Source organism: Jeotgalibaca sp. A122, assembly GCF_052266715.1.
In the GTDB taxonomy this organism is placed as follows: Bacteria; Bacillota; Bacilli; order Lactobacillales; family Aerococcaceae; genus Jeotgalibaca.
The window spans coordinates 1-25,719 of sequence record NZ_JBQPRB010000011.1; the positions used below are offsets into that span (position 1 = coordinate 1).

At 39.3% G+C, this 25,719-nt stretch carries 20 protein-coding genes; 18 read left to right on the forward strand and 2 right to left on the reverse strand.

Features of this window, described 5'->3' with window-relative positions:
• Nucleotides 1–220: transposase (locus tag ACTU7M_RS10160; protein ID WP_443474280.1), on the forward strand; the 220-nt coding region annotated here is incomplete at its 5' end.
• Between the two features lie 100 nt (nucleotides 221–320).
• Here the strand turns inward: ACTU7M_RS10160 and lexA are convergent.
• Complete coding sequence (lexA, locus tag ACTU7M_RS10165) at nucleotides 321–944, reverse strand: transcriptional repressor LexA (protein WP_443474281.1); 624 nt, start codon at nucleotides 942–944, stop codon at nucleotides 321–323.
• A gap of 219 nt (nucleotides 945–1,163) precedes the next feature.
• Between lexA and ACTU7M_RS10170 the strand changes: the two genes are divergently transcribed.
• Nucleotides 1,164–1,406, forward strand: coding sequence for a YneF family protein (locus ACTU7M_RS10170; protein WP_443474282.1), 243 nt, complete (start codon nucleotides 1,164–1,166; stop codon nucleotides 1,404–1,406).
• 26 nt (nucleotides 1,407–1,432) lie between these two features.
• Here ACTU7M_RS10170 and ACTU7M_RS10175 read toward each other — a convergent pair whose 3' ends face one another.
• Nucleotides 1,433–2,053, reverse strand: a complete 621-nt coding sequence (locus ACTU7M_RS10175) for a lysophospholipid acyltransferase family protein (RefSeq protein WP_443474283.1) — start codon at nucleotides 2,051–2,053, stop codon at nucleotides 1,433–1,435.
• Between the two features lie 303 nt (nucleotides 2,054–2,356).
• Between ACTU7M_RS10175 and rpsB the strand changes: the two genes are divergently transcribed.
• The 16 genes from rpsB (at nucleotide 2,357) to addA (ending at nucleotide 25,665) form a co-directional block, all read left to right on the forward strand.
• Nucleotides 2,357–3,139: a 30S ribosomal protein S2 gene (rpsB, locus tag ACTU7M_RS10180; RefSeq protein ID WP_443474284.1), complete on the forward strand. Its 783-nt coding sequence runs from the start codon at nucleotides 2,357–2,359 to the stop codon at nucleotides 3,137–3,139.
• Nucleotides 3,140–3,276: 137 nt separating this feature from the next.
• Nucleotides 3,277–4,155 carry a translation elongation factor Ts gene (tsf, locus tag ACTU7M_RS10185; RefSeq protein WP_443474285.1) on the forward strand — a complete coding sequence of 293 codons (879 nt, stop codon included), beginning with the start codon at nucleotides 3,277–3,279 and terminating at the stop codon, nucleotides 4,153–4,155.
• Nucleotides 4,156–4,251: 96 nt separating this feature from the next.
• A complete protein-coding gene (gene pyrH / locus ACTU7M_RS10190) occupies nucleotides 4,252–4,977 on the forward strand; it encodes a UMP kinase (RefSeq protein ID WP_443474286.1) in 726 nt (241 codons plus the stop codon).
• 2 nt (nucleotides 4,978–4,979) lie between these two features.
• Nucleotides 4,980–5,534, forward strand: coding sequence for a ribosome recycling factor (gene frr / locus ACTU7M_RS10195; protein ID WP_443474287.1), 555 nt, complete (start codon nucleotides 4,980–4,982; stop codon nucleotides 5,532–5,534).
• A 236-nt stretch (nucleotides 5,535–5,770) separates the two neighbouring features.
• Nucleotides 5,771–6,523: an isoprenyl transferase gene (locus ACTU7M_RS10200; RefSeq protein ID WP_443474288.1), complete on the forward strand. Its 753-nt coding sequence runs from the start codon at nucleotides 5,771–5,773 to the stop codon at nucleotides 6,521–6,523.
• An 8-nt stretch (nucleotides 6,524–6,531) separates the two neighbouring features.
• On the forward strand, nucleotides 6,532–7,326 hold the full coding sequence (locus ACTU7M_RS10205; protein WP_443474289.1) for a phosphatidate cytidylyltransferase: 795 nt from the start codon (nucleotides 6,532–6,534) through the stop codon (nucleotides 7,324–7,326).
• 26 nt (nucleotides 7,327–7,352) lie between these two features.
• Complete coding sequence (rseP, locus tag ACTU7M_RS10210; RefSeq protein ID WP_443474290.1) at nucleotides 7,353–8,627, forward strand: RIP metalloprotease RseP; 1,275 nt, start codon at nucleotides 7,353–7,355, stop codon at nucleotides 8,625–8,627.
• Nucleotides 8,628–8,709: 82 nt separating this feature from the next.
• A complete protein-coding gene (locus tag ACTU7M_RS10215; RefSeq protein WP_443474291.1) occupies nucleotides 8,710–13,032 on the forward strand; it encodes a PolC-type DNA polymerase III in 4,323 nt (1,440 codons plus the stop codon).
• 160 nt (nucleotides 13,033–13,192) lie between these two features.
• On the forward strand, nucleotides 13,193–13,666 hold the full coding sequence (gene rimP, locus ACTU7M_RS10220; protein ID WP_443474292.1) for a ribosome maturation factor RimP: 474 nt from the start codon (nucleotides 13,193–13,195) through the stop codon (nucleotides 13,664–13,666).
• A gap of 26 nt (nucleotides 13,667–13,692) precedes the next feature.
• On the forward strand, nucleotides 13,693–14,934 hold the full coding sequence (gene nusA, locus ACTU7M_RS10225) for a transcription termination factor NusA (protein WP_443474293.1): 1,242 nt from the start codon (nucleotides 13,693–13,695) through the stop codon (nucleotides 14,932–14,934).
• Nucleotides 14,935–14,947: 13 nt separating this feature from the next.
• Nucleotides 14,948–15,235, forward strand: coding sequence for an RNase P modulator RnpM (rnpM, locus tag ACTU7M_RS10230; protein WP_443474294.1), 288 nt, complete (start codon nucleotides 14,948–14,950; stop codon nucleotides 15,233–15,235).
• Complete coding sequence (locus ACTU7M_RS10235; RefSeq protein ID WP_443474295.1) at nucleotides 15,232–15,549, forward strand: L7Ae/L30e/S12e/Gadd45 family ribosomal protein; 318 nt, start codon at nucleotides 15,232–15,234, stop codon at nucleotides 15,547–15,549. The genes rnpM and ACTU7M_RS10235 overlap by 4 nt, the downstream gene beginning before the upstream one ends.
• 13 nt (nucleotides 15,550–15,562) lie before the next feature.
• Nucleotides 15,563–17,839 carry a translation initiation factor IF-2 gene (infB, locus tag ACTU7M_RS10240; protein ID WP_443474296.1) on the forward strand — a complete coding sequence of 759 codons (2,277 nt, stop codon included), beginning with the start codon at nucleotides 15,563–15,565 and terminating at the stop codon, nucleotides 17,837–17,839.
• Nucleotides 17,840–17,864: 25 nt separating this feature from the next.
• Entirely contained in the window at nucleotides 17,865–18,221 is a 357-nt protein-coding gene (rbfA, locus tag ACTU7M_RS10245) for a 30S ribosome-binding factor RbfA (RefSeq protein ID WP_443474297.1), read from the forward strand.
• A 105-nt stretch (nucleotides 18,222–18,326) separates the two neighbouring features.
• Nucleotides 18,327–21,917: a PD-(D/E)XK nuclease family protein gene (locus ACTU7M_RS10250; RefSeq protein WP_443474298.1), complete on the forward strand. Its 3,591-nt coding sequence runs from the start codon at nucleotides 18,327–18,329 to the stop codon at nucleotides 21,915–21,917.
• Complete coding sequence (gene addA / locus ACTU7M_RS10255) at nucleotides 21,886–25,665, forward strand: helicase-exonuclease AddAB subunit AddA (RefSeq protein ID WP_443474299.1); 3,780 nt, start codon at nucleotides 21,886–21,888, stop codon at nucleotides 25,663–25,665. The genes ACTU7M_RS10250 and addA overlap by 32 nt, the downstream gene beginning before the upstream one ends.
• The last annotated feature ends 54 nt before the right edge of the window (nucleotides 25,666–25,719 follow it).

Here is a 25,719-nt window from a genome sequence, read left to right on the forward strand (position 1 = left end):
CTGTTTATATACCCTCTCTAATGGAGCAATTGAAGGCGTTAATAATAAAATCAAGAACATTAAACGTTCTGGGTTTGGTTACCGAAATTATAGTCACCTGCGTGCGCGCATTCTCATCAGCTACCGCCTAACAGCCAGTCGTTTTGAACCGAAGGCGCTACGGCATAAAGATGAAGTGTATCGACAAGGAGAAAAAGAAAAAGCCAAAGCGAAAAATTAATTCTCGCTTTGACTTTTATAGGGTCCACCAACACGATTTGACATAGAACCGAAAAAAGCCAAAGTGACTGAAAATGTCAACTTTGGCTTTTTTTTAAAAATTAATTAATATGGCTACGGTAGAGACCCACGACCTTACCCAAGATACGGACATCATCTAAAATGATGGGTGCCATCGAATCATTTTCCGGTTGTAGGCGGATATGGTCTTTTTCCTTGAAGAAACGTTTGCATGTTGCTTCGTCCTCATCAGTGATAGCTATAACTATTTCGCCATTCACAGCGCCATTTTGTTTCTTGACAATAACTGAATCGTTATTCAGGATACCGACCTTAATCATGCTATCCCCTCTGATGGTCAACATGAATAAATCATCGGAGATATTTTTGAAATCTGGAGGGATAGGGAAGAAGTCAGTTGCTTCTTCAACTGCTAAAATGGGTTCTCCGGCAGTTACAACGCCAAGTAAAGGCATTTGATCACTTTTTATACCTAATTTACTTAGACCGAGGTCAGTTACTTCAATCGCTCTTGGTTTTGTCGGATCCCTAAATATTAATCCCGCTTTTTCCAGACGTGACAGATGACCATGTACAGTAGAAGTTGATGATAAATCAACTGCATTTCCAATTTCTCTTACAGTAGGTGGATAGCCTTTCTCCTGGACTTGCGAATATATATAATTTAAAACTTGCATTTGGCGAGTATCCTTGCTTCCAGCCATAATCACATCATCTCCGTTATTTTTTATTAGGTTTATTGTACCATAGCGAAAAAACTAAATCAAACAAACGTTCGGTCTCTGTTTGAATAAACAATTCGCACCCTCGTGACGTTAGACGTGAGTCGTTCAGATATATAAAAACACAGTTTCTATTTCTTTTTTATCTGAAATCTTGTAATATAATATAATGAACAGTTTCTTAAAGAAGGAGGAGATTAAATGACTACTGGAGCTTGGATATTTATTGTTATAATAGGAATCCTTCTAGGCGCAGTTGGCGGATTTTTCTTGGCACGTCGTTATATGATGAATTATTTCCAAGAAAACCCACCAATTTCTGAAGATATGCTACGTGGCATGATGATGCAAATGGGCCAAAAACCATCAGAACGTAAAGTTAAGCAAATCATGGCATCAATGAAAGCACAATCTAAATCAACAAACAAAAAGAATAAAAAATAATTTCAAAAAAGAAGTGATGGAACCCATCACTTCTTTTTATATTCGTGCTTAAATTGTGGATTGATTTTCTTGTCCAGGGTTTCAAATGCTTTTTCTAGCTGATTATCTATTTCAGCCATTTGCTCTTTTGAAAGCCTGCCTTCCGGAATGTGAATCGGTTCAGCAAAACGGACATATGCCTTTTGGCGGGAGATAAGTTGCCCGAATGTAAATGGTCCTTGGTAAACAACTGGCACTATCGGAACTTTGGCCAAACGGGCAATGGTTGCTGTACCACCTTTAACTTCAGAATCATAGCGTGTGCCTGTAGAGAAAATAAAAAAGTTTAATTTTCCTTCTTTCAGGACTGATACTGGATGCTTTATAGCGCTTGGACCAGGATTTTCCCGGTCAACTGGAAAAGCATGCATTTTCCTCAAAAATTTATCGGCAAACTTATTTTTGAATAGCTCTTTTTTGGCCATCGTCGTATATTTATGAGGAAAGGCGGCAATGGCAATAAATACTGGATCCAACCAACTGCGGTGGGGTGCTGCTAAAACATAAGTGCGGTCGCTAGGTAAATTTTCGTTATTTTGAACATGGATCCGACCATTTAATATTAAAAGTATAAATTTAACGATATGAATGACAGTGTTATAAAACATCAGGGAATACCTCCAAAATTAATGAATTGTTTCTAGTATGCGCTATTTAACTGTGTATTTCAAGACAGAATAATGGTGCTTTTTCGACAAGGGAATTAACACCCGAATATTCATCATAAAAAAATAATATTTTCGCTAAGATATTGCTTGCATTTTTTTATGGACCTTGTATAATTGATTACGGTGCTTAAGCACTAAATTTCACACCTTAGTTGATATGAGAGTGGGTGCTTCTCACGGGAGTCACTTTTTTAGGAGATACTAGGGGAGGAAAAATAAAAACCAAAATGGAGGAAACAAATCATGGCAGTTATCTCAATGAAACAATTGCTTGAAGCAGGTGTTCACTTCGGTCACCAGACACGTCGTTGGAACCCAAAAATGAAACAATATATCTTTACAGAAAGAAACGGAATCTACATCATTGACTTACAAAAGACAGTGAAATTGGTAGACAATGCTTACAATTATATGCGTAATGTTGCTGAAGACGGCGGCGTTGCTCTTTTCGTAGGTACTAAAAAACAAGCGCAAGATTCAATTAAAGACGAAGCTATCCGTTCTGGTCAATACTTCGTTAACCACCGTTGGTTAGGTGGAACTTTGACTAACTGGGATACAATCCAAAAACGTATCAAACGTTTGAAAGCTATTGAAAAAATGGCTGAAGACGGAACTTTCGACGTACTTCCTAAAAAAGAAGTAGGTATCTTGGTTAAAGAACAAGAACGTCTAGAAAAATTCTTGGGTGGTATTAAAGATATGCCAAGAATCCCAGATGTAATGTTCATCGTTGACCCAAGAAAAGAAAGAATTGCTGTTCAAGAAGCTCATAAATTGAACATTCCTATTGTTGCTATGGTTGATACAAACTGTGATCCAGATGAAATTGATGTTGTTATCCCATCTAACGACGATGCAATTCGTGCAGTTAAATTAATTACTGCTAAGATGGCTGATGCTTTCATCGAAGGTAATCAAGGTGCAGACCAAGAAGTAGAAGAAGCATTTGCTTCTAAAGCTGATGAAGCAACTTCATTAGAAGAAATCGTAGAAGTTGTTGAAGGCGACAACGCTAACGCTTAAGCCTTTTAACGATTTAACAAGATGAAACCAAATGGCTGTCTCATAAATAAGAAAGATATTGCAGCAAAAGCCAGCATCTCTCTATTTTTGGGACAGCTTTTTATATGAAAACACATATAACAGGAGGAACTTATAAAATGGCACAAATATCTGCAAAATTAGTTAAAGAATTACGTGATATGACTGGCGTTGGTATGATGGACGCTAAAAGAGCTCTAGTTGCTGTTGAAGGCGACATGGAAGCAGCAGTAGATTACCTGCGTGAAAACGGATTGGCAAAAGCTGCTAAAAAAGCGGACCGCATTGCGGCTGAAGGTTTGACAAACGTTGCAGTTAACGGTAACACAGCTGTTATTGTTGAAATCAATGCTGAAACAGACTTCGTAGCTAAAAACGACCAATTCCAAGGTTTGGTTAAATCTGTAACTGAATTGTTGGCAGCTAACAAACCGGCTGATGTAGAAGCAGCTTTAGCTCTACCTACTGAAGAAGGCACATTGAATGAAACAATCCAAACAGCGACAACAAAAATCGGAGAAAAAATCTCTCTACGTCGTTTTGAAATCGTTGAAAAAACTGATTCTCAAGCATTTGGCGCTTACCTACACCAAGGTGGACGTATTTCTGTATTGACAGTAGTTGAAGGTGCAGACGAAGAAACAGCTAAAGATGTTGCGATGCACGTAGCTGCTATCAACCCTAAATATGTATCTCGTGATCAAGTTCCTGCAGAAGAAATCGAGCATGAAAAGAAAGTTCTTACAGAACAAGCTTTGAATGAAGGCAAACCAGCTAACATCGTTGAAAAAATGATTGTTGGACGTTTGAACAAATTCTTGGCTGAAATTTCATTAAACGACCAACCATTTGTTAAAGATCCAGATGCTACTGTAGCAAAATTTGTTGAATCTAAAAATGGTTCTGTATTGTCATTCATTCGTTTCGAAGTAGGCGAAGGTCTAGAGAAACGTCAAGAAAACTTTGCAGAAGAAGTAATGAGCCAAATTAAAAAATAATGGTCTTTATGAGTAGCCTGGGGCAAATGTCTCAGGCTCTCTCAATATATAGTTGGAAAAAGATTTCTGAACTTATCAATGGAGGATAGAATTATCATGGGTCAACCAAAATATAAACGCGTCATTTTAAAGTTAAGCGGTGAAGCCTTGGCCGGTGAGTTAGGTTTCGGAATCAATCCACCGGTTATCAAAGAGATGGTTAAAGAAATCAAGGAAATTCATAAACTTGGTATCGAAATCGCAATTATCGTCGGTGGTGGAAATATCTGGCGTGGCACTACAGGTGCTGAAATGGGTATGGAACGCGCACAAGCTGATTATATGGGGATGTTGGCGACGGTAATGAACTCGTTGGCACTACAAGATGTACTTGAAAATGAAGGTGTTCCTACACGTGTACAAACTTCAATTGAAATGCGTCAAGTAGCAGAACCATATATCCGTAGAAAAGCAATGCGCCATTTGGAAAAAGGTAGAGTTGTTATTTTTGCAGGTGGAACGGGCAATCCATATTTTTCAACAGATACTACAGCTGCTTTACGTGCAGCAGAAATTGACGCTGATGTCATCTTGATGGCCAAAAATAACGTGGATGGCGTTTATTCAGCTGATCCAAGAAAAGATGAGAATGCAGTCAAATTTACTGAGTTAACTCATTTGGATGTTATTTCAAAAGGTTTACAAGTAATGGATTCAACTGCAAGTTCATTGAGCATGGATAATGATATTCCTTTAGTTGTCTTTAATATGAATGTACCAGGCAATATTCTTCGTGTTATAATGGGCGAAGAGATTGGCACAACTGTTAGGGGGAATAAATAGTCATGAAAGATATTTTAAATAATGCATCTGATCGGATGAAAAAAGCAGAAGCATCACTAGAACGTGAACTGGGTTCAATTCGTGCCGGCGTTGCTAATGCTAGCCTTTTGGATCGGATTGAAGTTGAATATTATGGTGCTCCAACACCAGTTAATCAACTTGCATCCGTGAATGTTCCGGAAGCCAGAATGTTAACCATCACACCATACGATAAATCAGTTTTATCTGATATCGAACGTGCAATTTACCAAAGCGATTTGGGAATCAGCCCAACGAATGATGGCACATTGATTCGTTTGGTTATTCCTGCATTGACTGAAGAAAGAAGAAAAGAACTAGCTAAGCTCGTAGGGAAAAATAGCGAGAATGCTAAAATTGCTGTGCGTAATATTCGTCGTGATGCTATTGACGCTTTGAAAAAAGCTGAAAAAAGTGGCGATATTACTGAGGATGAGCTACACACTCATGAGAAAAAGGTTCAAGAATTGACGGATGCAAGTACGAAACGTATTGACGAAATTGCAGCTAACAAGGAAAAAGAATTGTTAGATAAATAACCTCGAGCCTAAAGCCTGGTCTAAAACCAGGCTTTTTTCTTTGGATTTATCATTTATGGTGTTGATAGGTATTTTTATCGGAAATCCCGAAGGTAGTTCCTTCACCAACTCCAAACAACCAAAAACCTTTTCTTAGTGACACAATTTAAGGAACAAATAATATATTCTTGGTTGGTAAACAGGTGATTGTTTGCTAAAATGAAATGAGTTAACTAGTTGAAAGTAGGTACAGAGATATGGCTTTTTTTGAAAAAAAGAAAACCTACCCGTTTGATAAAGAAGGGTTAATTCCTTCCCATATAGCTATCATCATGGATGGCAATGGCAGATGGGCAAAAAAACGTATGATGCCGCGAGTATTTGGGCACAAAGAGGGAATGAATACTGTAAAAAAAATTGCCCTACATGCGGATAAACTTGGCGTTAAGGTTTTGACACTATATGCTTTTTCGACCGAAAATTGGAAACGTCCCGAGGAAGAAGTATCCTTCCTGATGAACTTGCCAATTGACTTCTTCGATGTTTTTATGCCGGAATTAATTGAAAATAATATTCGGGTGAATGCAATTGGGTGGGGGGAACAACTACCGGCAAGTACTAAAGAAAAGGTCATGCAGGCCGTTGATCAGACTAAAGACAACACCGGTATGATCTTAAACTTCGCTTTAAATTACGGCTCTCGTCAAGAAATTACACAAGTGGTAAAGAAAGCAGCTGAAAAAGTATCATCAAAGGAAATAGACTTGGATGATATTACTGAAGATTACATCTCTAATGAATTGTTTACGGGGCAGCTTGGGGAAAATCGTGATCCCGAACTCATGATTAGAACAAGTGGTGAAGTGCGAATCAGTAACTTTCTTCTTTGGCAGATTGCTTATAGTGAATTGTACTTTACGGAAGAATTTTGGCCCGATTTTACTGCTGAATCCCTAGAAAAAGCTATAGCAGATTATCAACATCGCCATCGCCGTTATGGCGGATTGTGAGGTGGAATATGAAAACTAGAGTTATTACTGCATTAATGGCTTTTGTAATTTTTATACCTATTGTTTGGTATGGTTCGTGGCCGCTTCTGATCGGTACCCTGATTTTGGGTATTATAGGGCTGTCTGAAATATTTTCAATGAAAAAAATTCCATTTTTCAGTTTGATAGGATTATTTACGACCTTCATTACTATTTTGATTATGCTACCGACAGAATATTTAACGTTTATGTTGGATGGTCTCGGTATTTGGCATGTATATTTTGTTTATGCCATGTCTTTGTTGGTCATGACTGTTTTATCAAACAATACTTTTACATTTGATGATGCCGGGGTATTCTTGTTATCATCATTGTATATTGGAACGGGATTCCATTATTTTTATGAAACGGCTAAGATTGGATTTCTGATGGTGATGTTCGTGATGTCCATTATTTGGGCAACAGATATTGGTGCTTATTTGATAGGCATGCGTTTCGGAAAAAATAAGTTAGCACCTATTATCAGTCCCAACAAATCCATTGAAGGAGCAATAGGTGGTGTTGTTACTGCCGTTCTTGTTTCATTAATTTTCATTCAATTTTATAATCCATTAAATTTTTCAGTCCCTATTGTTATCTTGATTGCTGTCCTTTTATCAATTGTAGGACAATTAGGCGACTTAACTGAATCAGCTTATAAACGGTATTTCGGTGTCAAAGACTCCGGTAAAATATTACCAGGACATGGCGGAATTTTAGACCGATTTGACAGTACATTGTTTGTAATGCCACTGTTCCAGATTATTCTGCATTTCGTTCACTGAGCTTAGATAGATAGGATGTGCTTTTTTTGTTACAAACAATTCTGATATTCTTGATTATATTTAGTATCTTGGTGATTATCCATGAATTTGGACATTTCTACTTTGCAAAAAAAGCCGGGATTTTAGTACGCGAATTCGCAATTGGAATGGGTCCAAAAATCTTTTCACATCGGAAAAATGGCACCACATATACTGTACGCTTATTACCATTGGGTGGATATGTGCGAATGGCCGGATACGGTGATGATGAGACTGAGTTAAGAGCCGGGATGCTTGTCAAAATTCTGCTCGATCAAAATGAGAGAATCACTCATATTGACTTAAGTGATAAAGAACAATTGGAGGGCGTGCCGATGGAACTTATCGGTTATGACCTTGACGAAACAATGTATCTTGAAGGAAATGTTCCCGGCAAGGACGGGCTCGTTCGTTATACCGTCAACCGTGATGCACTCATTACAGAGGCAGATGGTACCCAAGTGCAGGTTGCCCCATTGGATGTACAATTCCAATCGGCGCCACTTGGCAAGAGGATGATGACAAACTTTGCAGGTCCCATGAACAATTTTATTTTAGGGATTATTGTGTATACCATCCTTGCTTTTGCCCAGGGTGGGGTAGCAGTTAACGACAGCATCTTGGGTGAAATTGAAGCCGACAGTCCCGCTGCTACTGCAGGTTTGGCTCGGGGTGACCGCATTGAGTCAGTAAATGGAGAAGAGATTTCAACATGGATCCAGCTCGTTCAAAATATTCAAGCTAATCCTGAAGAAGAAGTGGAATTGCTTGTTCAACCCGTGGAAGGGGGAGCAGTCGAAACGGTGACTGTTGTTCCTGAAAAACAAACGGCTGAAGATGGAACCGAGTACGGCCAGTTAGGCGTTTATCAAGCATTTGATACTTCTTTTCAAGCCAAAATAGTATCCGGTTTTGTTCAAACCTGGACGATTATCACATCTATCTTTGGCTTAGTGGCTTCAATGTTTACGAAAGGATTTAATATCAATGCTTTTGGTGGTCCGTTGGCAATCTATGCGGCTACTGAAGAAGTTGCGAGTTACGGATTTTTGAGTATTGTCAGCTTTCTAGGCTATTTAAGTGTGAATTTGGGTACCGTCAATCTACTCCCAATCCCAGCTTTGGATGGAGGTAAACTTCTTCTTAATGTGATAGAAGGCGTACGAGGAAAACCATTAGAACCAGAAAAAGAAGGAATTATTACTTTTGTGGGAGTCATCTTGCTTCTTATGTTGATGGTATTAATTACTTGGAATGATATCCAGCGCTTCTTTTTTGGATAATAAATAACAGAGAAATTCAAAGATTTCGATTCGATTTCTTTGGATTTCTCTTGGTTTTTGATAGGAAAGTAGGTTAGTGAGTGTGAATAAAAAAGAACTGTTTCAAACGTTAATCGAACAAATCAACCTTCATCATGTTCCGGAATACCAACCATATTTGGTTGATGCTGCGGTTGAACAAGTTTTGGTTTATAAAAAAGAAAAACATTGGATTTTTATTTTGGAATTCAATGATATTTTGCCTTTCGAAATTTTCCAGGATTTATTGAACCGTTTAAAAACAGCATTTAAACATGTAGCAACGGTCGACGTGCGCATTAAAACACGTCAGCCACTTCTTACAGATGAAAAAATTGCTGATTATTGGCAAATTGCAGTGGAGAGAAGTAATATTTCTTCACCAGTCGTTAGCGATATACTGCGTAAAAATGCGCCTAAAATAGCAAATAACAGTGTGACATTGACGCTCGCAAATGAAATTACGCAAAACCATTTGAAAGATAACTATTTAGGAATTATCCAACAAAACTTCAATGTTTTAGGTTTTCCAGAATTCCGTATTCAAGTTGATATAAATAAAGAAGCCTCAGAAATGATGCATCAACAATATATGGAACGCAAGCAAGAGCAAGAAGAGTTACTGATTCGTCAAGCGGAACAAAATTTAGCTAATCAAGAAGCAGTTCAAAATAAGCGTAATGAAAATGGCGGAGAGAGTGGCCCGATTCAACTGGGAAATCGCATCCCTGATAAAGAAGAAATCCGCCAGATGATTACCATAACGGAAGAAGAACGCTCTGTTGTAGTGCAAGGTAATATTTTCGATAGTGAAATCCGAGAATTGCGATCAGGAAGAAAATTATTGGTCTTCAAAGTTACAGACTATTCTTCTTCCTTCAGTATCAAAATGTTTTCCAACAATGAACAAGACGAGATGACCTTTGAAAAAATAAAAAAAGGCAAGTGGGTTAAAGTACGTGGGAACGTCCAGGAAGACACCTTCATGCGTGACTTGGTTATTAACGCCCGTGATGTGAACGAGGTTAAAGTTCCAGAACGTACAGACCGTGCCCCAGAAGAAGAAAAAAGGGTTGAATTACATTTACATTCCAACATGAGCCAGATGGACGCCACTAATTCAATCAGTGATTTGGTTGCTCAAGCAGGTAAATGGGGACATAAAGCAATCGCCATAACCGACCACGCTGGTGCTCAGGCATATCCAGATGCCCATGCGGCAGGGAAAAAACATGGCGTGAAGATTCTCTATGGGATTGAAGCAAATATTGTGGATGATGGTGTTCCGGTAGCGTATAATCCAGCCCACCGTGAATTATCAGAAGATACTTACGTCGTTTATGACGTTGAGACCACCGGCTTATCTGCTGTTTATGATTCCATTATCGAGTTGGCAGCTGTAAAGATGTACAAAGGAAATGTCATTGACACTTTTGAAGCGTTTGTAAATCCAGGCGTTCCTCTATCACAACTTATTATTAACCTGACCGGTATTACCGACAGTATGCTCCGAGATGCTCCATCTGAAGCAGAAGTCATACCAAAATTCCGGGAATTCTGTGGTGATGCAGTGTTGGTCGCCCATAACGCATCTTTTGATATGGGCTTTTTAAATAAAGGCTACGAACGATCAGGTTTTCCTGAAGCGACCAACCCTGTAATTGATACGTTAGAATTATCTCGTTTCTTGCACCCCCAATTGAAATCTCATCGTTTGAACACATTGGCCAAGAAATACAATGTCAATCTGGAGCAGCATCACCGGGCGGTATTTGATGCGGAGACAACCGGCCATCTGTGCTGGATATTCCTAAAAGAAGCGAAAGACGACCATAATATCACCTATCATGATGAGTTGAACATTGGAGTGGGAAGAGGAGATTCTTATAAACAAGCCCGTCCGTTCCATGCCACCATTTTAGCTAAAAATCAGGCAGGGTTAAAAGAACTCTTTAAGTTAATCAGCGCTTCAAGTGTTCAATACTTCTACCGCACGGCACGTATTCCACGAAGTTTATTGATAGATCATCGGGAAAACTTGTTGGTTGGTTCTGCTTGTAGCAATGGTGAAATTTTCGAAGCCATGATGCAAAAAGGGAAAGACGAAGCACTTGAAAAAGCAAAATTTTATGATTACATCGAAGTGATGCCAAAAGGAGTTTATAAACCGTTAATCGAAAGAGAATTAGTCAAAAATGAATCTGACTTGGAAGAAATTATCAGCGAACTCGTGGCTATTGGTAAAGAATTGAACAAACCGGTTGTTGCAACTGGAAATGTTCATTACTTAAACCGGGAAGATGCCATTTATCGCGAGATTCTTTTAGGTTCCTTGAAAATTAATCAAGGGAAAACCTTGAATTTACCTGAAGCGCATTTCAGAACCACTGATGAAATGTTAAATGATTTCAATTTTCTTGGAGCGGATGTCGCCAAGGAAATAGTTGTGACCAATACCAATAAATTGGCAGATGCAATTGAAGAAGTAACACCTATTAAAAGTGAACTATACACCCCCAATATCGAAGGTGCCAATGATGAGATCAGAAAACTCTCCTACGATGAAGCGAAACGGCTGTATGGCGAAAAACTGCCGGAAATCGTTGAAAAACGACTTGAGAAAGAACTTAAGAGTATTATCGGTAACGGTTTTGCCGTAATTTATCTGATTTCCCAAAAACTCGTTCTCAAGAGTAATCAGGATGGCTACTTGGTAGGATCACGGGGGTCTGTAGGATCGAGTTTCGTCGCTACGATGACCGGAATTACGGAAGTTAATCCACTACCGCCGCACTATCGTTGCCCCAATTGCCATTACAATCATTTTATCCAAGATGGTTCAATTGGTTCTGGGTATGACCTTGAAGAAAAACCCTGTCCTGAATGTGGCACCTATATGGATCGCGATGGCCATGATATTCCGTTTGAGACGTTTTTAGGTTTTTATGGAGACAAGGTTCCTGATATCGATTTAAACTTCTCTGGTGAGTATCAAGCCAAAGCCCATGCTTACACAAAATTACTTTTTGGCGAGGACTATGTGTATCGGGCAGGAACTATCGGAACCGTAGCTGACAAAACTGCATATGGTTATGTTAAAGGCTATGAGCGGGACCATGGTAAGCACTACTCCTCAGCAGAAATCGATCGATTGGCCAAAGGATTTACCGGCGTAAAACGTACGACTGGGCAACATCCTGGCGGGATTATTGTTATACCCGACTATATGGACGTATATGATTTCACACCCATTCAATTTCCAGCAGATGACCAAAAGTCGGAATGGAAAACGACTCACTTTGATTTCCATTCGATTCATGATAACGTATTAAAACTCGATATACTGGGCCATGATGATCCGACCATGATTCGTATGCTTCAAGATTTATCAGGAATAGATCCACAGACCATACCACCAAACGATCCTGAAGTCATGAAAATATTCAGCGGTACGGATGTATTGGGAGTAACCCCAGAACAAATATTCAGTAACACGGGTACGTTGGGAGTTCCGGAATTTGGAACACGTTTCGTTCGAGGGATGTTAGAGCAAACGAAACCATCTACTTTTGCAGAGTTACTCCAAATTTCTGGTTTGTCCCATGGTACGGACGTTTATTTAGGTAATGCGGAAGTACTGATCCGGGAAAATAACATTCCGTTGGCTAATGTTATCGGTTGTCGGGACGACATCATGGTTTACTTGATTTATCACGGATTAGAAGATGGTTTAGCCTTTAAAATCATGGAAAGTGTTCGTAAAGGCAAGGGGATTCCAAACGAATGGCAAGCGGAAATGCGTGCGAAAGAAATACCGGAATGGTATATTGAATCATGTCTGAAGATAAAGTACATGTTTCCTAAAGCCCATGCGGCTGCTTATGTTTTGATGGCGCTGCGGGTAGCGTATTTCAAGGTGCATGATCCGATTCTCTATTATGCGGCTTATTTCTCAGTCCGGGCTTACGACTTCGATTTGGTAGCAATGTCCCAAGGGAAAGAAACTATCAAAGTTAAAATGAAAGAAATCATGGACAAAGGTTTGGATGCTTCGGTCAAGGAAAAGAGTCTCTTGACAGTTTTGGAAATCGCCAATGAAATGGTTGAACGTGGCTTTACTTTTAAAATGGTTGATATTGAAAAGTCGGACGCAAAGAATTTCTTGATTGAAGGGGACAGCTTGATTGCACCGTTTCGTGCCATTAACGGATTGGGTGAGAACGTGGCTAAACAAATTGTTCAAGCGCGTGAAGAGCAACCCTTCTTATCGAAAGAAGATTTGGCGACCAGAGGTAAAGTATCCAAAACAATTATTGATTACATGGATGAGAATGGCGTCTTAACCGGTTTACCAGACGAAAACCAATTATCACTGTTTGATTTTTAATTACAAGAGAGCTGAATAGCGGTTTTCTTGCATTTCAAGCATTTCTGGTGTATGATTAGTAAAGAAATAAACTTTGGAGGGAGTGAGCGGAAACGCTCGCTCTTTTTAACGCAATCGACCATTTTTTGGAAAGTTTGTTGATATTAAAGGGAGGGTTTTTGTGAGCCGAGTAATTGATATTGTAAAAGAAGTAGTCTCACCAATCGTTGACAGTCATAATTTTGAACTTGTAGACATTGAATTTTTGAAAGAAGGCAAAAATTGGTTTTTACGTGTATACATTGACAAACCAGGCGGAATTGACATAGAAGAATGTGCTTTGGTGAGTGAACAATTGAGTGAAAAAATGGATAAGATGGATCCAGATCCAATTCCACAAGCCTATTTCTTGGAGGTATCCTCGCCTGGCGCAGAGCGTCCTTTAAAAACAGAAGATGATTTCATAAAAGCAATCGGGGAATACGTTCATCTTTCTTACTATCAAGCAATTGAAGGTGAAAAATTCCATGAAGGCACGCTTCTATCTGTTACTGATGAAACAGTAGAATTAGAAATCATGATAAAAACACGCAAAAAAGTAATCGCAATTCCTCGTGAAAAAATTGCAAAAGCGCGTTTGGCAATCAAATTTTAATGATGGAGTAAGGAGTGAAATAGAGAATGAATAAAGAGATGCTGACTGCTCTTGATATCTTAGAAAAAGAAAAGGGAATCTCTAAAGAGATTGTGACCAGCGCTTTGGAGGCTGCACTTGTATCTGCCTACAAACGTAACTACGGTCAAGCACAAAACGTGGAAGTTCTTTTCAATACTGATTCTGGTGATATCCATGTATATTCCGTTAAAGAAGTAGTTGAAATGGTATTCGATTCAACTCTGGAAGTTGGGCTTGAAGAAGCATTAACTATTAATAAAGCATATGAAATAGGCGATAAAATTCGTTTTGAAGTAACACCTAAGGACTTTGGCCGTATTGCAGCCCAAACAGCGAAACAAGTAATTATGCAACGTATCCGTGAAGCAGAACGCAGTATCGTATATGATGAATTCATCGCATATGAGAATGACATCTTGAATGGTGTTGTAGAACGTCAGGATTCCCGTTATATTTATGTTAACCTTGGGAAAATTGAGGCGGTACTAGCAAAGCAAGAACAAATACCTGGAGAAGTTTACCAAGCTCATGACCGTATTAAGGTCTATATCACTAAGGTAGAAAATACTTCTAAAGGACCTCAAGTATTCGTAAGTAGAAGTCATCCAGACTTGCTAAAGCGTTTGTTTGAACAAGAAATCCCTGAAATTTACGATGGTGTTGTTGAAATTGTTTCTATTGCCCGTGAAGCAGGAGATCGTTCCAAGGTCGCAGTAAGATCTCGTGACGAAAACGTAGATCCAGTCGGTACATGTGTAGGACCACGTGGTCAACGTGTTCAAGCAATTGTTAATGAACTTCGTGGCGAAAATATGGATATCGTTGAATGGAGTGAAGATCCAGCAACCTATATCGGTAATGCTCTGAATCCAGCCCAAGTTATTCAGGTTGATTTCCACCCAGAAAACAATAGCTGTACTGTTGTGGTTCCAGACTATCAATTATCATTAGCTATTGGTAAAAAAGGACAAAACGCACGTTTAGCTGCTAAGCTGACAGGCTTCAAAATCGATATTAAATCTGAGACAGACTACAATCGTATGTTGATTGACTCCGAAATCGCAGTTGCAGCAACCGAAGACTTTGTTGAAGAGTTAGAAGAGCTGACTGAAGCAGAACAAATTCTTGAAAACGATGAAATCGGTGAAAACATTATGGACGCTGATGACGTTGAAGAACAGATTGCAGAAGTAGAATTGGATCCAGAACAAGACTATAATGAATTGTTGGATGAATCCGAACAATAAGAGGTGACGACTCATGAAGAAGAAAAAAATTCCAATGCGCCGTTGCATTGTTTCTAACGAGATGAAGCCAAAGAAAGAAATGCTTCGCATTGTTAAAACACCTGAAGGTGAATTGGCGATTGATCCGTCTGGAAAGAAAAACGGGCGTGGAGCATATGTTTCAATGGAACCGGAGTTAGTTGAAAAAGCCAGAAAAAATCGTCTTTTTGATAAACAGTTCGACATGACAGTCACTGATGAATTCTATCAAGAACTCTATGACTATGTTGAGCATCAAAAGGCTAGGAGCTTACTAAAATGACACCACAAGAAAAACAGCTAAACCTTTTAGGTTTAGCTGTTAAAGCAGGAAAATTGATCACTGGTGAGGAATTAACCATCAAATCAATCCAACGAAACGAAGCAAAACTTGTTATTGTTGCTAGTAATGCAAGTGACAATACCAGGGAAAAATTAATAAATAAATGTAAGTATTATAATGTTCCACTAGATATTTCTTTTACCACTGACGAAATCAGTGCAGCAATTGGAAAAAGCCGTTCGATTTGCGCCTTTACTGAAAAGGGTTTTGCGAGCAGTTATCTAAAACTGAAAGGAACGAATAATATGAAATAAGGATGGTGAAGACATGGGTAGTAAGAGGGTCTACGAATTTGCCAAAGAGCACAAAATGTCCAGTAAGGATGTTATGCAAAAAGCAAAAGAAGTTGGAATCAACTTTCAAAGCCATATGTCAATAATAGGAGATGAGGAAATTAATAAGATGAATAAAGCAATGAATAATAAGAGCGAGGGTTCAGGTCAACCCAATAAGAATTCCCAACCAAAACAAGGCCAAGGGAACCAAAAGCCAAGTCGGCCAGCAAGTAGCACGAACAAAACACAAGCATCAAGACCAGCTAATAATACGAATAAACCTCAAACGAGTCGTCCAAGTTCTGGAGATGCAAAAACAACAGACACCAACCGTAATAAAAAGCCAGCCGCTAATCGTGCCCCACAAGGCCAAGGTCAAGGTCAAAACCGGAGCCAAGGTGGTGGCGGTTATAAAGGTTCAAAAGGCGGCTATAATAAACGTGGCCGTAATAAAAACCGTAAAGTTAGCAGCACGCCTAAAGCGCCAATGCCACAACGTAAATTCCGTGAGTTGCCAGAAGTGTTTGTCTACACTGAAGGCATGAACATCCAAGATGTCGCAAAAAAACTTCACCGTGAACCGGCTGAAATTATCAAAAAATTGTTCATGATGGGCATTGTGGCAACACAAAACCAACCATTGGATGCTAATACACTAGAATTAATTGCTACAGATTATGGTATTGAAGCGGAAGAGAAAATCGAAGTTGATATTTCTGATTTAGCGGTTCATTTTGAAAGTGAAAATGACGAAGATGAACTAGTAACACGTCCACCAGTTGTCACAATTATGGGACACGTTGACCATGGTAAAACAACTTTGCTGGATTCGTTGCGTAATACCAAAGTGAGTTTAAGTGAAGCTGGCGGTATCACACAACATATCGGAGCTTACCAAGTAGAAATCGATGGTAAACCAATTACATTCCTGGATACACCTGGTCACGCGGCCTTTACGACGATGCGTGCGCGTGGAGCAGATGTTACAGATATCACGATTATTGTTGTGGCAGCCGATGATGGTGTGATGCCTCAAACAATCGAAGCAATCAATCATGCTAAAGCAGCAAATGTTCCAATCATCGTGGCAGTGAACAAAATCGATAAGCCTACAGCTAATCCAGACCGTGTAATGCAAGAATTATCAGAACATGGTTTGATTCCTGAAGCTTGGGGTGGCGACACTATCTTCGTAAATATTTCAGCTAAATTTGGTCAAGGTATCGAGGATTTGCTTGAAATGATTGTGTTGGTTGCTGAAGTGCAAGAATTGAAAGCAAATCCATCTCGGTTAGCTGTTGGTAGTGTAATCGAAGCACGTTTAGATAAATCCAAAGGACCTATTTCAACTGTACTTGTACAACAAGGAACACTGAAGATTGGGGATCCAATCGTTGTCGGAAATACATTCGGACGTGTTCGGGTTATGGTCAACGATCAAGGTCGTCGTGTTAAAATTGCAACACCATCAACCCCCGTTGAAATCACTGGTTTAAACGAAGCGCCCCAAGCAGGTGACTTGTTTGCAGTGTTCGAAGATGAGAAAACAGCTCGTGCGGTTGGGGAAGAAAGAGCAAAACGTGCACAATTAGAATCACGTTCTAAACAAAACCGTGTCACAATTGATAACTTGTTCTCAAGCTTGAGCGAAGGTGAATTGAAAGAAGTTGCTGTTATCATCAAGGCGGACGTACAAGGTTCCGTTGAAGCACTTGCAGGTAGTTTGCAAAAAATTGAGGTAGAAGGTGTACGTGTTCGTATCATTCACTCAGCCGTAGGTGCAATCAACGAGAGCGATGTTACATTAGCAGCCGCAAGTAATGCTATTATCATCGGTTTCAATGTTCGTCCAACACCACAAGCTAAAATTCAAGCAGATCAAGAAAGTGTAGATATTCGCCTACACCGTATTATCTATAATGCTATCGATGAAATCGAAACAGCTATGAAAGGGATGCTTGATCCTGAGTATGAAGAAAAAATTACCGGTCAAGTTCAGATTCGTGAAACATTTACTGTTTCTAAAGTTGGAACAATCGGTGGTGGATTCGTAACTGATGGTGTCATTAAACGGAGCAGTAAAGTGCGTGTCATTCGTGATAACATTGTAATTTATGATGGTGAACTAGCAAGCTTGAAACGCTTCAAGGATGATGTCCGTGAAGTGAAAAATGGTTTCGAGTGTGGTTTGATGGTTGAGAATTACAACGATATTAGAGTTGACGACGTGATTGAAGCGTACGAAATGGTAGAAATCGTAAGAAAATAATCCGTTTTGTCTAGGAGTGAAAAAAATGGCTAATTACAGAGCTGGAAGAATCAAACAAGAAATTCTTCGCGAAGTGAATGACATTTTGAAAAAGAATGTTAAAGATCCGCGTGTTCAGGACGTAACATTAACAGATGCTGAAGTAACAGGAGATTTACAAATTGCTACCTTGTACTACAGCACATTGAGCGATTTGGCAAGTGAGCGTCAAAAAGTCCAAACAGGGCTAGAAAAAGCAACTGGCCTCATTCGTAAAGAATTAGGCTCGCGCTTATCTGTTTATCGGACACCTGAACTCATCTTCAAACGGGATGAATCCGTCGACTACGGTAATCGTATCGAAGAATTAATCCGTAAAATGAAAGATGAAGAACTTGATTAAATAATTGATTAAAGGACTGGAGAAATCCGGTCCTTTTTGTTTTGCCTCTCGCTTCTATGCTAAAATAGAGGTCAAAGAAAGCATTTTTGGAAAGAGGTTGATGATGTGAGCCTGCAATTTATAATCGGTCCTCAAACCGCAAATAAGCGGGAATCTTATATCAAAGAAATAAAAGCGATAATGAACGAAAAGCCGGAAGCGAAATTCTTCATTATCGTACCGGAGCATGCAAAGTTCGAAGGAGAAATGACCATTCTCGAAGACCTATGGAATCTGGATACATCTGCGAATTCTTCTTTTATGGGTTCTATTAATCTTCAGGTTTTTAGTTTTAGTCGGTTAGCTTGGTACTTTTTGAAGGATGAGCAAATCTTTCAAAAGAAACAACTCAGCGATGCTGGGATGGCGATGTTGTTACGAAAAATACTGTTGGAAAATCGGGAGGAATTAGTTTTATTCCGGAAAGAAGTCGATAAAAAAGGCTTTATAGAACAACTGATTAATCTTTTTAAAGAGTTTTTAGCCGGGAATATAACCACGGATGATTTGCAACAATCAATCCATAGCGAAGAGACAACTGTTAAGTTGTTAGATCAAAAAACAAAAATCAGTGAATTGATTATGTTGTATCAAATGTTTGTTTCAGAGATGAATAAGAATGATTATATCCGCTATGAAATAATTCAAGAGGAAATGGTTAAGGAAATTTATCGGAATGATTTGACCGATACCTACATTTATATTGATGGCTACTATTATTTTTCGGCTCGGGAAAAAGATATCATATTGGCTTTCTTGGAAAAAACAACAAAAGTCAGTATCGTTATGGATTTAGATAAACCTTATACTGAAAGTCCCCCGGATATGCATCAGTTGTTTTATGTCGCAGGAAAAACGTATTATCAAATGTACCAATTTGCACGCAACAACAATATCCAAGTTTTACTTGATAAACGCGTTCCTGCCAAGGAAAATGGCTACACTGCAGGTTTCGTGGAACTCGATGCGTATTGGAGAGACACAACTTCGGGAAGCAGACAAAACAATCGTGTTGAAGAACAAAATAAAGAAATAAGAGATATCTTGGAGGTTTGGGCATGTGATTCCAAGCAAGCCGAGATATTTCATGTAGCCAATCGTATTAATCAGTTGGTTAAGGATGAGGGGTATCGTTATCGTGATTTTTTGATTCTTTCCAGGCGGGTAGAAGATTACGAAACGATTTTGAAACCACTCTTTAATCGGGCAGAATTACCCGTCTTTTATGATAAGGCTGAGGAGATGCGACACCATCCCTTTACAGACTTTATCGATACGCTATTCCGGATTCGTGTGAATTATTGGCGCTATCCCGATATGATGCGCCTCCTGCGGACTGAATTACTCGTACCCCATGAAACAACTCCTGAAGTTTTCCGTGACTGGGTAGACAGAACGGAAAATATCCTTCTTGCTTATGGTTTTGAAGGGAATGCGTGGTTTAACAAGAATGATTGGCAAGCGCATATCTTTCAAGAGGAAGAATTACAAGTTGAAGATGAAATGGACTTATTTAAAGAAGCAAACCAAATTAAGAACTTCCTGCAATCAACTCTGTTGCCATTCTATCAAAAGGTAAATAAAATCAAAACCGGTCGTGATGCAGCAACTTTGCTATACATGTTTTTAGTTGAAAATGGTATTGATAAACAGATCCTTCATTGGCGGGATCAAGCCATTGAAAAAAACCATTTGGAAAAAGCCCGTCAACATGAACAGCTATGGCAGACTTTTAATACGATTTTAGATGAGTATGTGGAGACATTGGGAGATTATCCTTTTGATGAAGCAACTTTCCACGATATTTTAATGACTGGTTTTGAAACGGCTACTTACAGTATTGTTCCGCCGACCTTGGATGAAGTGGTCTTCTCAAGCATTGAAGGAGCCAGATTCAAGCCAGAAAAAATTGTTTTCTTGATAGGTGTTACCCAGGAAAATCTGCCTCGCATCTATGAGAATAAGACGTTGTTAACAGAAGAAGAACGGCAGTTGATTCAGTCAAATTTAGGTGAAGAGATAAATAAACACTTGAATTTGTCAGTATCGGAATCGACAGCCAGTGAACCATACGTTGCTTATCAAGCTTTTTTATCCGCAACTGAAAAAATATTCGTCACTTATCCGTTGAGCATTGACGGAAATAATCGCATCTCGAAATTATCTCCCTATGTGGCTCGAATAGCTTCAGATGCTGGAGTTACGGTGCAACATAGAGCTGCTAACGTAACTGAAGCTCACTATCCGATTAATTTTGTAGGCTCGAAAATCCAAAATATCGGTCAATTGGTTCAACTGTTACGTGAACAATTCATTTCCCAGTCAAAAATGCCCCTGCTTTGGCGACATATATTATCCTATTTGTATAAAGATGAAAGCATCCAGGAGAATCTGAAGCGTGTTTTTGCAAGTTTGAAATACAAAAACGTACCTGCCCAATTGACCCCGGAAATAGCTGAAGCCCTATATGGGAAGAATCTTTACTTATCTGTATCGCAATTGGAAAGTTATTATCTGGATTCTTACAGCCATTTCTTAAAATATGGCTTACGCATTAAAGAACGGCAAAAATATGAATTGAACAATGCAGGAACAGGCGAGTTTTACCACGAGGCTTTGGAACATGTTGTGAGCGAAATCCGTGGCCAAAAAGAGTTAAGCCCACAAGAATTAAATAAGTTGACCACGCGAATATTAGAAAATCTGTATGGCACTTATAAGTATGAAATACTGTCCAGTTCTAATCGCATGCAATTTATCCGTGATCAATTATCGGAAACAATTCAAAGGATGGCATATGTCATCAGTAATCAGCGGGCCAAAACGACTTTCGAAAATCTGAGAACAGAGGCTGTTTTTGGAATAGCAAGCGGAAAAGAGATGTTAAAAGGCATCCAGTTCCCGCTCAAAGGCGGGCGTTCCATCAACATCCGCGGAAAAATTGACCGAATCGACCGGGTAAAAACAGAAGATAAGCAGTTCCTGACTGTTTTGGACTATAAATCGAGTAAGCATGCTTTTGATTTTTCAGAAGCTTACTACGGCCTAGCCATGCAGATGATAACCTATTTAGATGTTGCCATGGTAAATGCTTCCCAGCTCGTTGAAGGAGAAGCAACACCGGCCGGAGCATTTTATCTGCATATCCAAAATCCATACCTGAAAGTAACAGATCAACCCACAGAAAGCGAATTAGCAGAATCACTTATGGCTAATAGCAAATTAAAAGGACTTTTGATTGCTGATAAAGAAATGACCGAGCAAATGGATCCGCATGTTAATGAAGGGGAAAGCTCATTAGTTTTGCCTTTTAAATACAAGAAAGACGGTAGTTTTGCAAAAGTGGCGGATTTAGTGGCGGCCGATGAATTGGAGCTTTTAATCTTGAACAACCGCCGACGCATTGTAGAAGCTGGGGAAAATATTTTATCCGGTGAACTGAAAATGAATCCAATCAAGGATAAATTGTTTATTCCAACCGTACAGGGACCTTACCGGGCTATTTCACAGTTCGACAGTACACTGCGCGAAAACAAATACCGTCGAATAGAGAAATTAGATAAAAATACTGTTTTGAATCGTCTTCGTGAAGAGTTAATAAAAGAGGAAGAGGAGGGATCTGATAATGGCAATGATACCGCCAAAAACAGCAAATGATCGTTTTACTGATGAACAATGGCAAGCTATTTATCAAACCGGGGATAATTTATTAGTCGCTGCCTCAGCAGGTTCGGGTAAAACGACAGTTTTGGTTCAAAGAATCATTGAAAAAATAAAAAATGGTGTCAACGTCGATGAACTGTTGGTCGTGACATTTACGGAATCAGCAGCTGTTGAAATGAAAGAGCGTATCAGGATTGCCATTCAAAAAGCCATTAATCAAGCCGTTGATGATGACCAGTATCGGCACCTATTGCGCCAAACAACCTTATTGCCACAAGCGAATATCAGTACCATTCATGCTTTTTGTTTGAAAGTCATCCAAAGGTTTTTTTATCTGATTGATGTGGACCCCGTTTTTCGCATCATGGCAGACACTATTGAAGTTGAGATGTTGAAGGAAGATGTCTGGGAAGAGTTAAAAGAAGAATTATATGCCGATTTCAGTACGGATTTTCGTCACTTGTCCAAGGCTTATTCAAGTGAACGAAATGATGAGGGTCTGAAGGACTTAATCTTCTCATTGTATAATTTTTCCCGGGCGAATCCGGAACCTGCTTTATGGCTGGATCACATGGGACAATTATATGATGTAGAGAATGGCCTGGAGCAAAGCCAACTCTTTCAAACGCTTTTAAAACCTCAAATTGAACAGGAATTGTTGGGTATCATTTACGATTGCAACCAAGCGATTCATTTGGGCGGTGAGGCCGATGAGACGGCAGTCCAAAGACAACTACTAGAAAATGAAAAGAATGCCATAGAGGCCGTTTTTGAGGCCATCAGACAAGATGATTACCAATCGGCATATGAGAATATTTCAAACCTATCTTTTAAAACCTGGCGAAGTGCTACCAAGAAAAATGAAACGTACAGAGAAACAATCAATTTTATGAAGAATTTGCGTGACAAATACAAAAAATCCATCCAAAAACTTCAAGAAAATTTCTTTATTCGTTCGCGTGAGAACCACGAAAAATTAATATTTGAAACGAAACATTTTGTAGATGAGATGGCACGCGTCACTAAATTATTCAATCGGGCTTATTGGGAGAAGAAGCTGTCTGGAAATACGCTTGATTTTAATGATTTGGAACATTTAACCTTGGAAATACTCATGCCCTTAAAAGAGGGTAAAAGACAACCAAGTGAAGCAAGTCTTTATTACCGGAATAAATTCTCTGAGGTTTTAATTGATGAATACCAAGATGTCAATAAGCTTCAAGAAAGTATCCTATATGGGGTAACACGCCACCATCCAGAAACGGAAAACTTATTTATGGTGGGAGATGTGAAGCAATCGATTTATGCCTTCCGTTTGGCAGACCCAAGCTTATTCTTGAAAAAATACGAAGATTTTGCTACATCAAAAAAGGGTGAGCGTATCATCTTGGCCGAAAATTTCCGCTCACGGGATGATGTCATTTCTTTTACTAACTTTATCTTCAAACAGCTTATGGATAAGCAGGTCGGTCAAATGGATTATGACCACCTGGCCGAATTAAAACAAGGGAATCTTTCATTCCCAGAAACAGATAGCTGTCAAACCGAGGTCTTGATTTACCTTAAAGGTGAAGGCTCAGTGGATACAAGTAACGACAATGAAACAACCATTCAAGCCGATCCAGAAAGTATCTATGAAATAGATGACAAAGCAACGGGTGAAATTACGATGGTTGCACAAAAAATAAGGGATTTGATGGAAGCCAAAACAGAGATTTATGATAAAGAAGCTAAAGGAAACCGGGTAATATCTTACAAAGATATCGTATTATTAACGCCAACCAAAAAAAATAATCTGCTTATTTTGGAAACCTTCATGGAATATGGTATTCCCGTGGTGCTTAATGACTCACAGAGTTTCTTCCAGCGGACAGAAATTTCCACTATCTTATCTGTCCTGAAAGTAATCGATAACCCAAGACAAGATATCCCACTTGTAGCAGTTTTGCGGTCTCCGATTGTTGGCTTAAATGAGAGGCAATTGGCAAGTATCCGTTTAACGGAGCCAAACGGTGATTTTTATGAGGCGGTTGAAACATATCTGGGTGGCTCCAATGAGAAGCAAAACTTTGAGGAAAGGGACACTCATCGTAAATTGAGCCGCTTTATGGAGCAATTGCGTGCTTGGCGAACTTTCACGAAACAAGATAATTTAGTAAACCTCATTTGGCGCATATACGAGGATACACTTTTTTTGGATTACGTAGGCGGTATGGCGGCCGGAAAACAAAGAGTTGCGAACTTGCATGCCCTTTATGAACGCGCCCAAAAGTTTGAAGCTACCAACTTTAAAGGTTTGTTCCAATTCATTCGTTTTATCGAGCGTATTCAAGATCGCGATCAAGATTTAGCGGAACCGACAACGTTCAGTGAGGATGAGGATGCCGTCCGTATTATGACGATCCATGCCAGCAAAGGGTTGGAATTCCCGATTGTATTTGTTTTGGATATGTCAAAGCGGTTCAATAAGAAGGATATCCAGGGGAAATACGTTTTCTCTGAAAAATATGGAATTGGGACCGATTATTTCGATGTTGAAAATCGTCTTCAATATGTCTCACTAGCTCGGATTGCTCTTGCAAATGAAAAAGAGAAGAATATGATTGCCGAAGAAATGCGTAAGCTCTATGTCGCTTTGACGCGGGCCGAACAAAAATTATACTTGGTTGGAACTTATGACACAGAAGAAAAAATGTGGCAAGAATGGTCTGCTGTCGATGAATCCAGAGAAACAGTCATGCCTAACCACTTACGCCTACAAGCGAGTAATATGATGAAGTGGGTAGGTTTAGCTCTTTACCGTCATGGAAGCGTAAATCCTGATGCATTTTCCAAGCAATATAGGGGCGAATTATCTGTTGAGCCGGTTAAATTTAAGGTTTCAACCCAAAGTGAAGGGGATATATTGGGAAATATACTGACTGTTAACCTGGAGGAAGAAAAAGACGTCGATGGAACAATCAAGGATTTGGCCGAAGTACCAACAGGCAAGGAGATACTGAAAGAATACAAACTGGCTAAAAATTTGATGGAAGCCACGTATCCAAACCAAGCTGCGACATACACAACCAGTTACCAATCCGTATCAGAAATCAAACGTTTATTTGAAGACCCAGATCAAAGTCAATTATTACAAGTTGATTTTGAAAGACAAAACAATCCGGGCAGATACGTCGAACCAGACTTTCCACGACCAAGTTTCTTGCAACAAGTAAGGCAGCCAACCAATGCTGAAATCGGAACAGCGGTCCATTATGTCATGCAACACGTGGACTTGGATACGCCCATTTCCGATGCATCTATCTCGCTATTGATTCAACAATTGATGACTGCAGAAGCCATTGATGAAAACGTGGCACGGAGAATCGATGGTACAATCATCAGTGGCTTTTTCCAAACAGAACTAGGGCAGCGCATTTTATTTGATCACGAAAAGGTCCATCGTGAGATTCCCTTTACCATGTTAATGAAAGCGGGCAATCTCTTTGAGGGAATAGACAAGAATGGTGACGATAACCTCTTGATTCATGGGATTATGGATGGTTTCATTGAATATGAAGACCATATTATCCTGTTTGACTTCAAAACGGATTATGTCGGGGATAATCTCGATCAGCTGGTTAACAAATATCGTGGTCAGATGATTGTCTACCGGGAAGCACTAGAAGAAATAAAAAAGAAAAAAGTGACTGAGACATATCTTTGCTTACTCAATATCCAACAGAATATTTTAGTAGATTAGAAAAACAGCCCCGGAGTCAACGACTTCAGGGCTGTTTTTATGTTAGTAACTAAT